16 protein-coding genes are annotated in these 14,194 nt (G+C 55.1%); 4 read left to right on the top strand and 12 right to left on the bottom strand.

The features are described from left to right. Positions 1 to 225: 225 nt before the first annotated feature. Positions 226 to 648: a hypothetical protein gene (locus QBD29_RS06260; protein ID WP_280100452.1), complete on the top strand. Its 423-nt coding sequence runs from the start codon at positions 226 to 228 to the stop codon at positions 646 to 648. An 8-nt stretch (positions 649 to 656) separates the two neighbouring features. Here QBD29_RS06260 and QBD29_RS06255 read toward each other — a convergent pair whose 3' ends face one another. Further along, entirely contained in the window at positions 657 to 1,358 is a 702-nt protein-coding gene (locus QBD29_RS06255) for an orotate phosphoribosyltransferase (protein ID WP_280100451.1), read from the bottom strand. 136 nt (positions 1,359 to 1,494) lie between these two features. On the opposite strand from QBD29_RS06255, the gene QBD29_RS06250 reads away from it, so the two are divergent. Together QBD29_RS06250 and QBD29_RS06245 are read left to right on the top strand one after the other, a co-directional pair. Next, complete coding sequence (locus QBD29_RS06250) at positions 1,495 to 2,622, top strand: AMP-binding protein (protein WP_280100450.1); 1,128 nt, start codon at positions 1,495 to 1,497, stop codon at positions 2,620 to 2,622. Continuing rightward, positions 2,619 to 3,704 (top strand): thiolase family protein, encoded by a 1,086-nt coding sequence (locus QBD29_RS06245; RefSeq protein ID WP_280100449.1) that lies wholly within the window; start codon positions 2,619 to 2,621, stop codon positions 3,702 to 3,704. The genes QBD29_RS06250 and QBD29_RS06245 overlap by 4 nt, the downstream gene beginning before the upstream one ends. On the opposite strand, the gene QBD29_RS06240 is transcribed toward QBD29_RS06245, so the two are convergent. The 11 genes from QBD29_RS06240 to coxB all read right to left on the bottom strand — a co-directional run bounded on the left by QBD29_RS06240 (position 3,701) and on the right by coxB (position 12,582). Beyond that, positions 3,701 to 4,246, bottom strand: a complete 546-nt coding sequence (locus QBD29_RS06240) for a biotin transporter BioY (protein WP_280100448.1) — start codon at positions 4,244 to 4,246, stop codon at positions 3,701 to 3,703. The two genes, QBD29_RS06245 and QBD29_RS06240, sit on opposite strands and share 4 nt — an antisense overlap. A gap of 12 nt (positions 4,247 to 4,258) precedes the next feature. After that, positions 4,259 to 4,858 carry an energy-coupling factor transporter transmembrane protein EcfT gene (locus QBD29_RS06235; RefSeq protein WP_280100447.1) on the bottom strand — a complete coding sequence of 200 codons (600 nt, stop codon included), beginning with the start codon at positions 4,856 to 4,858 and terminating at the stop codon, positions 4,259 to 4,261. Continuing rightward, on the bottom strand, positions 4,852 to 5,544 hold the full coding sequence (locus QBD29_RS06230; RefSeq protein WP_280100446.1) for an ABC transporter ATP-binding protein: 693 nt from the start codon (positions 5,542 to 5,544) through the stop codon (positions 4,852 to 4,854). The genes QBD29_RS06235 and QBD29_RS06230 overlap by 7 nt, the downstream gene beginning before the upstream one ends. A 3-nt stretch (positions 5,545 to 5,547) precedes the next feature. After that, positions 5,548 to 6,810: a pitrilysin family protein gene (locus tag QBD29_RS06225; RefSeq protein ID WP_280100445.1), complete on the bottom strand. Its 1,263-nt coding sequence runs from the start codon at positions 6,808 to 6,810 to the stop codon at positions 5,548 to 5,550. Continuing rightward, on the bottom strand, positions 6,807 to 8,195 hold the full coding sequence (thrC, locus tag QBD29_RS06220) for a threonine synthase (RefSeq protein WP_280100444.1): 1,389 nt from the start codon (positions 8,193 to 8,195) through the stop codon (positions 6,807 to 6,809). Before thrC ends, QBD29_RS06225 begins: the two co-directional genes overlap by 4 nt. A gap of 3 nt (positions 8,196 to 8,198) precedes the next feature. Further along, the gene (locus QBD29_RS06215; RefSeq protein ID WP_280100443.1) at positions 8,199 to 8,924 is read right to left on the bottom strand and encodes an SURF1 family protein; all 726 of its coding nucleotides are present in this window, start codon (positions 8,922 to 8,924) and stop codon (positions 8,199 to 8,201) included. A gap of 133 nt (positions 8,925 to 9,057) precedes the next feature. Then, on the bottom strand, positions 9,058 to 9,861 hold the full coding sequence (locus tag QBD29_RS06210; protein WP_280100442.1) for a cytochrome c oxidase subunit 3: 804 nt from the start codon (positions 9,859 to 9,861) through the stop codon (positions 9,058 to 9,060). Positions 9,862 to 9,890: 29 nt separating this feature from the next. Next, the gene (locus QBD29_RS06205; protein ID WP_280100441.1) at positions 9,891 to 10,478 is read right to left on the bottom strand and encodes a cytochrome c oxidase assembly protein; all 588 of its coding nucleotides are present in this window, start codon (positions 10,476 to 10,478) and stop codon (positions 9,891 to 9,893) included. After that, positions 10,475 to 10,681, bottom strand: coding sequence for a hypothetical protein (locus tag QBD29_RS06200; protein WP_280100440.1), 207 nt, complete (start codon positions 10,679 to 10,681; stop codon positions 10,475 to 10,477). The genes QBD29_RS06205 and QBD29_RS06200 overlap by 4 nt, the downstream gene beginning before the upstream one ends. After that, the gene (gene cyoE / locus QBD29_RS06195; protein ID WP_280100439.1) at positions 10,681 to 11,628 is read right to left on the bottom strand and encodes a heme o synthase; all 948 of its coding nucleotides are present in this window, start codon (positions 11,626 to 11,628) and stop codon (positions 10,681 to 10,683) included. The genes QBD29_RS06200 and cyoE overlap by 1 nt, the downstream gene beginning before the upstream one ends. 39 nt (positions 11,629 to 11,667) lie before the next feature. Continuing rightward, a complete protein-coding gene (gene coxB, locus QBD29_RS06190) occupies positions 11,668 to 12,582 on the bottom strand; it encodes a cytochrome c oxidase subunit II (protein ID WP_280100438.1) in 915 nt (304 codons plus the stop codon). A 177-nt stretch (positions 12,583 to 12,759) separates the two neighbouring features. On the opposite strand from coxB, the gene tldD reads away from it, so the two are divergent. Next, on the top strand, positions 12,760 to 14,187 hold the full coding sequence (tldD, locus tag QBD29_RS06185; RefSeq protein ID WP_280100437.1) for a metalloprotease TldD: 1,428 nt from the start codon (positions 12,760 to 12,762) through the stop codon (positions 14,185 to 14,187). The last annotated feature ends 7 nt before the right edge of the window (positions 14,188 to 14,194 follow it).

Below are 14,194 nucleotides of genomic sequence, written 5' to 3'. Positions count from 1 at the left end.
CGTCACAAGGTTTACGGGTTAATCCCGCTTTCCTTACAATATATGGTGTGCGTTATTGGGCCTCATGTAAAGAAAAACTTTGGACTTTTCCAAAGTCATCCCCAGAAATCATCGCGTTATCCACAGTTTTCTTGGCACTTGCGAAACATTCAACTTCTCCTTGTGCTAGGAGGTATAGCGCCCTAAGCTTTTTCATCTATGATTGAGAAAAATGATCCTACAATAATGACTTTCGCCAATTCCACCGCCCTTAAAACCACCGCAATCCTGATCTGTTTGGCTCTGCCAACCGTTGCGCAGGCTCAGTCTTATTTTTGTAAAATCAATGCCAAACAAACCAACGGCTGGGTTCCAGAGTCGGTTCAATTTGAATTGGACGTAGCACAAAAAAGCGTAACGGTTGCCGATCCGTATACGCTCCATTCGGCCAAAACGGCCCCCACGGTTCCGTTGCGCGTGAACACAGACAAACGGGCCATTTTCATATGGAAAACGGGGCGTTTGCGCAGTTCATCGGGCGATGAAGTAATAATGCAATACAAAGGCACATTCTTAAAAAAGAAAAACCTTTTGCTGATTTACGCGAAACCACTTGGATTTCACGACGACTTCACCGCGCGGGGAAAATGCTCTCGTACCAAGGGGTGAATCGGCGCTTAACCCGCTGACGGCAGCTCATAAACACCGCCATTTGCTTTGGACCATTCCAGCGGCGCATTCAAAAACGCCTCCACTTGATCGAGCGTGGCCGCATCAAATTTACCCTCAGCGCGGGCCACCTTCAGAACATCCCACCAAGTGACGAGGTAATGCAGTTTCAGCCCATTCTCGGCCAGCATTTCATGGGTATTCTTAAAGATGTCGTAATAGAACACCACCAATGTGTGATCACAATGTGCGCCTGCTTTGCGGATTGCCTCGGCAAAGCGCAACTTTGAACCGCCATCGGTGGTCAAATCTTCCACCAACAACACGCGCTGGCCTTCGGAAATATCCCCTTCAATCTGTGCATCGCGCCCATATCCTTTGGGCTTTTTGCGTACATATTGCATGGGCAGGTTCATCCGGTCTGCAATCCACGCCGCAAACGGAATACCTGCCGTTTCGCCGCCCGCAGCCGCATCAAACTGGTCAAACCCAACATCGCGGTACAGTGTGGCCACCGCGAAGTCCATCAGCGCCTGACGAATTGCAGGGTAAGAAATCAGCTTGCGGCAATCAATGTACACAGGGGACGCGAGCCCGGAAGCAAACGTATAAGGTTCATCCGCGCGAAACTTCACCGCCTCAATTTCCAGCAACATTTTCGCCGCCAATTCGGCCATAGTCTCTTTGTCGGTAAAGCTGTTGGAAAACATGCGGGACACTCCTCTGATCTGGGTCGGGTTGCTCTTAAATCACTCGCGCCCAGTTTAAAACCGTTTTTACACTTCATTGGCCTACCATAGACCGTCACCGCTTGAGCCTTTCGCAGCACCGAAGTACACCGCGCCCATGAACAGCTTCACTTGGCATCCCCTTGCAACGTTACGCGATAAATCGGGCACCACCACCGCACGATTGGCGACTGACATCCCCGCGGCACGCACAAATGATCCTGACACGCCGCACATCGCACTGGCTGGATTCTTTAACGCTATTGCAAAAGGCCAGTCCCCCGTCATCGGCGCTGCCAACACTGCGCCAGATACGGCAGGAGCATTTTTCACCCGCACAGGCGGCACAACGGGTGCGCCCAAACTGATCCGCCGATCCACCAACAGCTGGCTTCACTCCATTCGCATCCTTCAATCGCATCTGTCCCTCACCCCCGCATCACAGGTGGCGAGTGTTGGGGATTTGTCGCATTCCCTCACTCTCTACGCTACGGTCGAAGCATTGGTCACTGGCGCGAAAATGCACTTGATTGGCGGCAGCGATCTCGGATCACATGCCATAACCCATCTTTACGCAACGCCCACACAACTGCGTACGATCCGCACGACGGTACACAGCGTAAATCATGTTATTGTTGGCGGTGGCCCAATGGATATCGCAACTCAGGCCCATGTGGCATCCCGTTTTCCCAACGCCACGGTCACACGATTTTACGGCGCGGCAGAAACAAGCTTTATCACCCTCGCCTCGCCATCTGCTCCGACTGGCTCCGTTGGCACAGCCTTCCCAGGGGCAGAAATCGAAATCCGAACCCCCAGCGGCGCACTGTGTCCCGCCGATCAAACTGGCCAAGTCTGGGTGCGCTCTCCTATGTTGTTTGACCATTACGCGCAAGGCTCTGCCCCCCACACTGTTTGGCGGGGCGATTGGCTTACAGTGGGCGAACTTGGTTCCTTAAACACTGACGGTTTTCTCACCCTGAAGGGGCGCATAGATCGCATCGTTACCATCGCGGATCAATCCGTGTCCCTTGATGACATCGAATCCCAACTGATACAGTCAGGCGCAAAAAACGCCGCGGTGATCGCCCTGCCCGATCCCTTGCGCGGTCATGTCCTGCACGGGTTCACGACCACAGACGTTCCAAAACATCCGCTGCTCAAAACCCAGCGCACCGTACCAAGCCTTCCCACCTTGTCTTCTGGCAAAACCGATTACCCCAGCTTGTCAAAGGGGGTGTCATGAAACCTGCCTATATCATCGCCGCCTATCGCACACCCGTTGCCCCAGAAGGTGGCGCGTTCGCGGATATCTCGCTCCATGACCTCGCCGCACCAGTGCTACAGGCCTGCATTGACCACTGCCCAATCCCACCAGAAGACGTGATCCTTGCGAACGCGCTTTATGGCGGCGGTAACCCTGCTCGATTGGCCGCACTTGCCGCAGGTCTGCCCGAAACCATCGCAGGTCTCAGCATAGATCGCCAATGTGCCGGTGGCCTTGATGCCATTCTGCTTGGCGCACGTATGGTGCAATCTGGCGCCGCCCGCGCCGTTCTGGCAGGAGGCGCCGAAAGCCATTCCATGCGTCCGATACGGGCCCGTAAATCCCCAAACGGCCCAGAACCATACGACCGACCGCCCTTCACCCCATGGCCAAACCGCGATCCAGATCTACATGACAGCGCCGCGCAATTGGCCCAAACCCTCGGGATCACGCGCGATGAACAAGACGCCTTTGCTATCGAAAGCCACGCCAAAGCCCGCGCCTTCGATTTAAGCCGTGAAATCGTCCCAACCGCAGGGCTCACCACCGATGCCTTCACCCGCAATCTCACCACAAAAACCACTGCCCGCGCCACGCCGATCACAGGTATGCTCACAGCGGCAAACACCGCAATCAAAGCAGACGCCGCCGCCTTTGTCCTGATTGTGGATGCAGAAACCGCTGCCCGTTGTACTGGTGCAAACCCCGCAGAAGTCGTCGGCGGGATCACCCTTGGCGCAGCCCCTGAAACGCCCGCCACAGCCCCAGTCGCTGCGATCAAACACACGCTGCAATCGGCAAACCTCACCCCAAATGATCTAAGCACTTCTGAAATTATGGAAGCCTACGCCGTGCAAGCCATCGCCTGCCAACGCGGCGCACAGCTTGATCCCGCAACTATGAATCGTGGGGGCGGTGCGTTGGCACGGGGCCACCCTATCGGCGCATCTGGGGCCATTAACGCCGTGCGCCTGTTTTACGAATTGCAAAATGGCGGCACAGGCATCGCCGCCATCGCCGCCGCTGGCGGCATCGGCAGCGCCCTGTTGTTGCGGGTTTAACGGGACATCAAAACCGCAGGGCGCGCGCGGAAAATCGCAGCCGTGATCAAACCCGCCACAATCGCTTTGGCAAAGTCACCTGGCAAAAACGGCACCATCGCAGTGGCAATTCCACCCATCAATCCCGTACCCGTCATCACCATGTAATACGGCACTGCGATCAGATACAGCGATCCGATGCCGCCAACCACTGAGGCGAAAACCGCCGCCAAACTCACGGGCATTGCGCACGTGGCACGCATGACAGCCCCAGTCACAAACGCTGCAATGGGCCACCCAAACAAAAAACCAGCCCAAGGGGTTGTGAACACGCCCAATCCACCGCGCCCGCCTGCCAGCAACGGCAAACCAATAGCCACAAGACCCAAGAACAACAGCACGGACAGTGCGCCATTACGTGCGCCCAAAACGGTCCCCGCCAGCATAATCCCCATAGTTTGCGCCGTGATCGGAATGCCGCTTGCTAATGTGATTTTAGGCAACAGCCCTAGCGCGGCAATCAGTGCTGCAAAAACTGCGATAAAAACGATATTTCGTTCCATGAATTTGGTCCTTTATTCCACACCACCACGCGCGCGCAGCGCCTCGGCCGTTGTTTCCCCATCATCCAGCGCCGATATCACCAAAGGTGCCACAATCCGCAGGCCCAAACGCCGTTTTGCCCGCGCCCGCCATGCCTCTTGCAACACGCTTGCGCGTTGGTTCAGGCTGGGAATAAAGCGGATCACCAAGGCAAAAGCAAGCGCAATTCGCTCGGGCTTCACGCCTACCAATCGCAACGGGGCCAGCGCCCAAATCACCCAATCCATCATGTCGCTCAATCGGCTGGTCATCGTCACAAAATTTGCCAGCCCCAGCAGCGCGATCATTTTGACAACAATCACCATGCCGCGGGAGAAATCACCGATAACTCCATGATAAAGGGCGATAATAACCACAAACCACCAAACAGGTTTTAACGCCGCCACCCCTATCATCAGCGCTGCACGCCCCAAACTCAGGTATAGCGCGATGGCCAATGCCACACAGCCCATCAACAAGCGCAAATCCGTTAGTGGAAACACCAGCGCAGTAGCACAAAACAGGGCAGCCAACTTCCACCCCACAGGCACGCGATGCGCCCAACTGTGCTGTTCAATCGAAAGGGCTAACATGCTGCCCGCCGCGCCATTTCGCGTTCAAATACAGGCAACACTTCCGCAGGTGGCCCATCCTGAGCGATGTTGCCAGCATCCAGCCAAATCACCCGATCAAACCCATCGAGCAATCGGGGATCATGCGTAATCATCACCACTTGCTGATCCAGAGCTTCAATCGCGCGATGTAACTGCGCCGATGTTGGGATATCCAGCCCTGCGTAGGGTTCATCAAACACAATCATTGACGGTGCCATCGCCAGCACGGCCATAAGGCACAGAAAATGCCGCTGCCCCCCTGACAGCGTGTGACAATTCCGCTCTGCCCACGTATCTCGTCCATGATCCCGCAATACCGCACGGGCCTGGTCCTGCGCCGATGCTTTATCCGCGCCCATCTGCTGCAATCCAAACGCCATTTCTTCGATCACAGTGGGAAATAAAATTTGATGATCTGGGTTTTGAAAAATCACCCCAATGCCGCGCAGTGCCGCTTTGCGATCCGCATAAACATCTGCCCCATCCAGCAATACACGGCCCACATCGGGCTTCACCAACCCTGCCATCAACCGCATAAAACTGGATTTCCCTGCACCGTTCACGCCAACAACGCCAATGCGCCGCTCGCTCAGGGACAGTGAAATGGGCCCAATTACCGCCCGCCCCTCTATCGAAAGGGACACATGTTCAAAACGCAATGTCACGATTTACGCGGCCAAACGCTCCGCCAAAATGCCAACGTCAGGGGCTTCAGAAACTGGCCCGTAAAGTGCGAGCGACGGCATACCTTTGGCACACAACCGCGCCGCATACTCCGCCACGCCGCTTGTGTTCACATTGTCAATCTTGGCCACAACTTCATCAAGCGATGGAACACGCCCCCAAATCATCACCATCCGCGCCAACCGTTCACAGCGCGACGATGGGCTTTCCAGCCCCATTAACATGCCCGCTTTCATCTGAACGCGCGCGCGGTTCACCTCGGCCTCTGACATGTCATCCGCCGCACGGCGCAATTCATCAATGCACAGTGTGGACAATTCCGCCACATCTGTTCCAGACGTGCCGGCATAAATGGTCAGACTGCCCGTATCGGCATAGGCCCCCGCTTGCGCATAAATCGTGTAACACAGCCCACGTTTTTCCCGCACCTCTTGGAACAAGCGGGACGACATGCCACCACCCAGCGCCAGTGAAAACACCTGCGCCGTGTAAATCTCATCATCGCGATAACTCGCCGTTTCAAACGCCATGGCAAAATGCGCCTGCTCCAGATCTTTTACCACCCGATGCTCTCCACCACTGTAAAGGGCGGGCTGCAAAACCCGCGCATCGCGCCGCTGCAATCCGCCAAACGCGGCTTCGGCCATTTTCACCAGTTGATCGTGATCCACCGCACCCGCCGCCGACAAAACCATCTGATCGGGCGTGTATTGTTCGGCCACAAACGCCTGCAAATCGTCGCGCGTGAACGACCGAACCCGCTCCTCGGGTCCCAAAATCGTCCGCCCCAGCGGTTGATCAGGATAAGACACCTCTTGCAGCCAATCGAAAATCACATCGTCTGGCGTGTCGAGCGATTGCCCAATCTCAGACAGGATCACACCGCGCTCGATTTCCACTTCCGCAGGATCAAACACAGAATTCAGCACAATATCGCTAATCACATCCATAGCCAGCGGCACATCAGGCTCCAGCACGCGCACGTAATAGGCCGTCATCTCGCGACTGGTGTAGGCGTTGATGTACCCACCCACATCTTCAATCGCCTCGGCAATCTGCAACGCATTCCGCTTTTTCGTACCCTTAAACGCCATATGTTCAAGGAAGTGCGCGATGCCGTTTTGCTCTGGCCGCTCGTGCCGGCCACCGGCCCCAACCCAGATCCCAAGGCTTGCTGATTTCAGCCCTGGCATATGTTCCGTTACAACGCGAAACCCGTTGGATAATGTGTGTATCTGTACGCTCAACCACGTATTCCTTCTCGAATAACGGCCTCTACTGCCGCCAAATCACCCGCAACGCGCGTGACGCGCTCATCCCGTTCAAACAAATCCGCCATATGCGGTGGCAGGGGTGGGTTCACCCCACAGGCGGCTTCTACAGCAGCTGGAAACTTGGCAGGATGCGCGGTGGCGAGCGTAATCATCGCCACATCGCCAACCATCTCATCGCCAATCTTGGCCCCAATAGCAGAATGCGGGCACAACACTTCGCCTGTGCGCTTGTGGAAATCCGCAATCGCCGCAGATGTTTCATCCTCGGCCACCCGCCCAGATTCAAACTCATCCGCCATTCGGCTCAGCGCCCCTTGGGACAGTTTGAACGATCCAACATCTTTCAACTGCTCAAACAACTGCGCCACCGCACTGCCTTCGCGGTCATACAGATCAAACACCAACCGTTCATAGTTTGACGACACCTGAATATCCATCGACGGGCTGATCGACGGCTCCACACCCGTCTTGGTGTGATCCCCCGTCTGTAACGTGCGATGCAGGATGTCATTCTGGTTCGTCGCAATCACCAATCGTTCAATCGGCAACCCCATGCGTTTCGCCACATAGCCTGCAAACACATCACCAAAATTCCCCGTCGGTACAGAAAACGAAACCTTCCGCTCAGGCGCACCAATGGCAATGGCAGACGTGAAATAATACACCACCTGCGCCAAAACCCGCGCCCAGTTGATGGAATTCACACCCGCCAGCTTCACACCATCGCGGAACTCAAAATCGTTGAACATGTCTTTCAGCAACGCCTGACAGGTATCAAAATCCCCATCGACCGCCAGCGCATGAACGTTGTCTTCTACAGGCGTTGTCATCTGGCGCCGCTGCACCTCACTCACGCGGCCATGGGGGTACATGATAAACACATCCACCGCGTCCAAGCCTCGAAACGCTTCAATCGCCGCAGACCCAGTATCCCCCGATGTGGCCCCAACAATCGTCACCCGCTTGCCACTGCGCTTCAGCGCCACTTCAAACATCTGACCAATCAACTGCATCGCCACATCTTTGAACGCCAGCGTCGGCCCGTGGAACAGCTCAAGCAGGAAATGATTGCTATCCAATTGCTTCACGGGACACACTGCATCATGCGCAAAGCTGCTATAGGCTTTGCCGATAATCTCGCGGAACTCCGCATCCGTGAACGTATCGCCCACAAACGGCTTCATCACCTCAAACGCCACATCCGCGTAGGGTTTACCCGCAAACCCAGCAATCTGTTCGCGGCTTAACGTTGGCCACTCGGACGGCACATACAACCCGCCATCGCGCGCCAACCCTGTCAGCATCGCCTCTTCAAATGTCAGCTCGGGCGCTTGCCCACGAGTAGAGATATATTTCATCGCTTAAACCGTTTTTTGCCGAATGCGCCACAACAGGTAACAGGTCATCCCGAACCACACGAACGCAAGTGAGAACCACGTGATTGCATACTCGCGGTGATCATTAGGGATATTCACCGACACGGGCAACGGGGTTACGTCATCAAATGGAACCCAAACGTCATCTTTAAGCACCTCTGCCTGTTCCACCACCACCATAAACGGCAGAACCTCCAGCTCTTGGGCCATCTGTGGCAAATACCGCGCGAACCAGATGTTCGCCTCCAAATCGGGGTCAGGGGTGAACGAAGCATCATAATCATCAGGGTCAAGGATGTTGCCAATCACCCGCACGGGTCCCGTGGCCCGCGGATCGTTCTTTTGCGCCTCTGGCACAAACCCCAGATCAAGCAGAAAGTTCTTACCGTTCCAAACCACCTCTTTTAGCACCCGAAACCCAGGTCCTGATTGGCTGCCAGGGCCTGAATACTTCACCGATGTCAAAACATGCGCCTCTTTGTCGGTCAGCACGCCTTCGAATTTTACCCGCGTGTAATTCGTTTCAGATTTTGGCGCGGTAGATTTGAAATGGTCAATCAACGGCTCGGGCGTTGCGGCTATCTTGGCCGCAATCACGGCCAGACGCTCTTCTTTCCACGCCAACCGATCCAGCTGCCAAAACCCCAGCCACAACAAAACTGCAACGCCCACAACACCAAACAACAGCGGCAAGATCATTCGAACAGTCATGTTTCTTTGGTCTCCAAATACTCAAATCAGATGCGGCCACCAAATGCAGCCCCGCAAAAGGAAAAGCGCGAACCCTTCAGCCCGCGCTCCCCTAAACTCTTATCCCTGTCAGAACCGTGACAGGCGGCTGGCCTTAGCCACCCCAGATGTACACGGCTGCAAACAAGAACAACCAAACCACATCCACAAAGTGCCAGTACCAAGCAGCCGCTTCGAACCCAACATGACGCTCTGGTGTAAAGTGGCCTTTGTAGGCACGGATCAGACACACCGCGAGGAAGATAGTCCCGATCACAACGTGGAAACCGTGGAAACCCGTCGCCATAAAGAAGTTCGCGCCATAAATGTTTCCAGCAAAGCCAAACGCCGCGTGGCTGTACTCATAGGCTTGGAAAATCGTAAAGATGACGCCCAAGATCACCGCGCCCCACAGACCCTTTTTGAGGCCTTCACGGTCGTTGTCATGTGCAATCGCATGGTGCGCCCAAGTGGCCAAACAGCCAGAACACAACAGGATCAGTGTGTTGATCAGCGGCAAATGCCATGGGTCAAAGGTTTCAATCCCTGCAGGTGGCCAAACACCATCAATGGCTGGGCTATCTGGGCCCATCGGATACAGTGCATGCTTAAAGAAGGACCAGAACCACGCCACAAAGAACATGGCTTCGGACATGATGAACATGATCACTCCATACCGCAGACCGATCACAACAACCGGTGTGTGATCGCCAACATGGGATTCATCTACAACCTCGGACCACCAAGCAAACATGGTGTAAAGCACCATGACAAAGCCGATCAACAGCATCCATGGCATGGAGTGGTCTTTCATGTACCAGATCCCGCCAGACAGCAGAACAAATGCGCTCAACGCGCCAAACAGCGGCCAGATGCTCGGCGGCAAAATGTGGTAGTCGTGGTTTTTTTCATGCGCCATGGTGGTTCGTCCCTATTATCGCATTCTTCTTAGTTTACTTGCGCATCCGTGTCGTCAGACAACGCGGATACTTCGTCTTCGGGCAAATCCGTCACATGGAACGTATAGCTCAATGTAATCGTCTTTGCGTATTTTGCTTCTTTATCGTTCAACATGTCAGGGTCAACAAAGAAAGTCACGGGCATCTGCACAGTTTCACCTGGTTGCAGCACCTGCATTTCAAAACAGAAACAGGCAATCTTGTTGAAATATGTCCCCGTTGAATACGGGTACACGTTGAAACTGGCTGTGCCAGCAATCGGTTTATCTGTTGGATTATGCGCCTCATAAAACGCCAATCCTGTTTCCCCGATCTTGATTTCCATTTCGCGCACAACGGGCTTGAACGTCCATGGCATGCCGCGTTCTAGCGATCCGTCAAAGCGGATGTTTACGGTCTGATCCAACACGGTTGCACTTGGGCCAGATGCAACGTTCGTCACCCCACCCCACCCAGTCACGCGGCAAAACCAGTCATACAGCGGCACAGACGCAAACGACAAAGCCAGCATACAAGACACCAAAGTGACCAGTTTAAACACCAAGGAACGGTTTTGCGGTTTTGCCTGATTGCTCATTCGCTTGCCCCTTCGTTTGTGTCTGTTTTCGGCTCAATACTATAGCGTGTCGTGTGATCGAACGCTTCCATGCTGTGCCCGTTCATCATCTTCGCAACTGTAATGGCAAAGACCAAGGCGACAAAACCACCCAGCACAACGCCCAACAACATGTTGGATCGCTTGCGCCGCCCATGCAAAGGATGTTCCGCTTTAATCGCCATCAGATCACCACCGGCCATGCGTTCAGCAAATCAAATTTGCGTAGCGCCGCATCGCCCAACAGGGCAGCAAAGCTCGCGAACAGATACACCAGCGACAGGCGGAAAAACTTACGCTCTGCACCGTATTCATCCCCATCCGCATCAGCATCCGTGCGCTTCCACAACTTCACCGCACCCATCAGGAACATCACATTCAGGATCAGGGCCGTTGCCAGATAAATCGGTCCACCAATGCCTGTAAAGGCTGTGGCAATGGCCACAACAAACAACACAACCGTATAGCCAAGAATGTTGTTGCGCGTCACGCGTGTGCCATGGGTCACGGTCAGCATCGGCACGCCTGCTTTGGTGTAATCATCATTCATAAACAGGCTCAGCGCCCAGAAATGCGGCGGTGTCCAGATAAAGATCAGCATGAACATCGCCACGCTTTCAACAGACACGCCACCTGTCGCCACGGCCCACCCCACCATCGGAGGGAACGCACCAGCCGCGCCACCAATCACGATGTTTTGCGGGGTCCAGCGTTTCAGCCACATGGTGTAAATCACCGCGTAAAAGAAGATGGTGAACGCCAACAGCGCCGCAGCAAACCAGTTTGCCGTCAGCGCGAGCATGCCAACAGCAATCACAGACAACCACAAGCCGACGATCATTGCATTCTTGGGTGTCACGCGCCCATCAGGCACAGGGCGTTTCACTGTGCGCTTCATGATCGCGTCGATATCGGCATCCCACCACATGTTCAGCGCACCAGATGCACCAGCGCCCAATGCGATAAACAGAATGGATGCAAACCCAATCACAGGGTTGACCCCAACAGGGGCCACCAACAACCCAACCGCCGCCGTGAACACCACCAACGACATGACACGTGGCTTCAGCAGTGCGAAGTAGTCTTCGAACTGGCTGTCATCGCCATAATCATTTGCAGTTGCGTCGCTCATGGGATCGTCCATTGGCTTTCGGATTGGGGACGAAGCAGCTTAGTTTGCTGCTTCGTTTTCCAGTACTTTGGTCATGTTCGCGTCAGCAACTTTCACTGTTGCTGGGCCTTCGGCGTATTCCGCCTTGGCTGCGGCCAACCAGGCGTCGTAGTCCGCTTGGGACACGGCTTTCACAGTGATCGGCATGTAAGAGTGGTCTTTACCGCACAGCTCTGAGCACTGGCCAAAGTAAATACCTTCTTTGCCTTCATCGACTTCGAACCACAGCTGCGCCAAACGGCCCGGTACCGCGTCTTGCTTCACGCCGAACGCTGGGATGGTCCAAGCGTGGATCACATCGGACCCAGTAACCTGAACAACAATGGTCTTGCCTGTTGGTACAACTACCGCTGTATCAGTTGCCAACAGATACTCGTCCTGTTCGTAACCCGCGTCCGCCAGTTCGTCTTTGGCCAACATAAAGCTGTCAAACCCGAAATCATGATCCACATATTCATGGGTCCAGTACCACTGGTTGCCTGTTGCTTTGATGGTCACGTCCGCTTCAGGAATTTCCTGCTGTTTGAACAACAATGTCAGGGACGGTGGGATAATCGCGATAAGGATAATGATCGGAACAACAGTCCAAGCAACCTCCAAAGCGGAGTTATGTGTAAACGTTGCTGGTGTTTTGTTGCGCTTCTCGTTGAACTTGAAGAGACAAATCAACAGCAGGATCGTAACAAACACGGAAATGATTGTGATGATCCACAGCAAGAACGTGTCCAACCAGATCACGTCACGCATCAATTCAGTGGCTGGTGCTTGGAACCCAATGCCATCCTGAACAGGGATACCCTTAGTTTCCAAAGCTGGCAAAACTTCGTCTTGTGCAAATGCCGCACCCGAAGCCATCAGGCCCGCTAGCGTCACACCAATTTTGTTAAATGTGGTCACAGCTCGCATATGATCCATTCCTATCTTACTGCGGCGGTTGCGCCGCTTGGGCATGGCATGCAAAACGCACACCAGAATCCCCTGTTGTCTACTGCGCCCTAAAAACAATATTAAGGGCTAAAGGACAAGCGTTCTATTTGCCGCATACCGTGGCATTTTCGCTCGCACACCCCTCAAATAGAAGGAATCGCCCCTTTGGCCACCGATCAAAGCCCATTTCGTCCGTTCGATACGCAAATTGACGAAAATGCCGCACTTAAAATCCTGCGCAACGCCACAGACGGGGCAGATGACGGCGAACTGTTCTTAGAACGGCGGCGCTCCGAATCCCTGCTATTTGACGACAATCGCCTCAAAACCGCCAGCTATGACGCGGCCGAAGGGTTTGGCCTGCGCGCCGTCAAAGGGGAAACAACGGGCTATGCCCATTCCACCGAACTGACCGAAGCCGCGCTAAAACGGGCCGCTGAAACCGCCCGTCTTGCCGTTGGTTCTGGCGGCGGTGTTATGGCCCCTGCCCCCCAAGCCACAAATCAACGTCTTTACATGGACGCGGACCCAATGGCCGACGCCGAATTCAACGTCAAAGTGGATACTTTGCGCGAAATAGACGCCTTCACCCGCGCCCTTGATCCTCGCGTCGTCCAAGTCACCGCCTCCATCTCTGCCTCTTTGCAAGAAATAGAGATCCTGCGCCCAGAAGGCACCCGCGTTCGCGATGTGCGCCCCATGACTCGCGTAAATGTCTCTGTCATCGTTGATCAAGATGGCCGCCGTGAAAGCGGCACATCAGGGGGCGGCGGCCGCTATGGCTTGACCAGCCTGCTCGATCCCGCAAACTGGCAGGCCAACGCCCGCGAAGCCCTGCGCGTTGCCCTCGTCAACCTTGATGCAGAGCCCGCCCCCGCAGGCACATTCGACGTGGTCCTTGGGCCTGGCTGGCCTGGCATCTTGTTACACGAAGCCATTGGTCACGGGCTAGAAGGCGATTTCAACCGCAAGAAAACCACTGCCTTTGCGGGGCTTATGGGCAAACAAATCGCCGCCAAAGGCGTCACGGTGCTGGATGACGGCACCATACCTGATCGTCGCGGCTCCATCTCTTTTGATGATGAGGGCACGCAAAGCGGCAAAAACACCCTGATCGAAGACGGCATCCTCGTGGGCTACATGCAAGATCGGCAAAACGCCCGCCTCATGGGCGTAGACCCAACAGGCAACGGTCGGCGCGAAAGCTATGCCCACGCCCCCATGCCTCGCATGACCAACACTTACATGCTTGGCGGCGACACAGAGCCAACCGACATCGTCGCCGACCTCAAAGACGGCATCTACGCCGTCGGCTTTGGCGGCGGCCAAGTGGACATCACCAACGGCAAATTCGTGTTTTCTTGCACAGAAGCTTACCGCGTGAAAAACGGTGTCATCGGCGCACCCGTCAAAGGCGCCACGCTCATCGGTGACGGAGCAACTGCCCTCAAACACATCCGCGCCATTGGCAACGACATGGCCCTTGATCCGGGCATGGGCAATTGCGGCAAACAGGGCCAATGGGTCCCCGTGGGCGTGGGCCAACCAACCCTGATGATCGGCGGGCTGACGGTAGGCGGATCGCAGGTGTAACTGCACA

Origin of the sequence: Amylibacter sp. IMCC11727, from assembly GCF_029854195.1 — a bacterium.
GTDB lineage: Bacteria > Pseudomonadota > Alphaproteobacteria > Rhodobacterales > Rhodobacteraceae > Amylibacter.
Note: the sequence above shows the minus strand (reverse complement) of the source record. Positions and strands in the feature narration are given on the sequence as shown.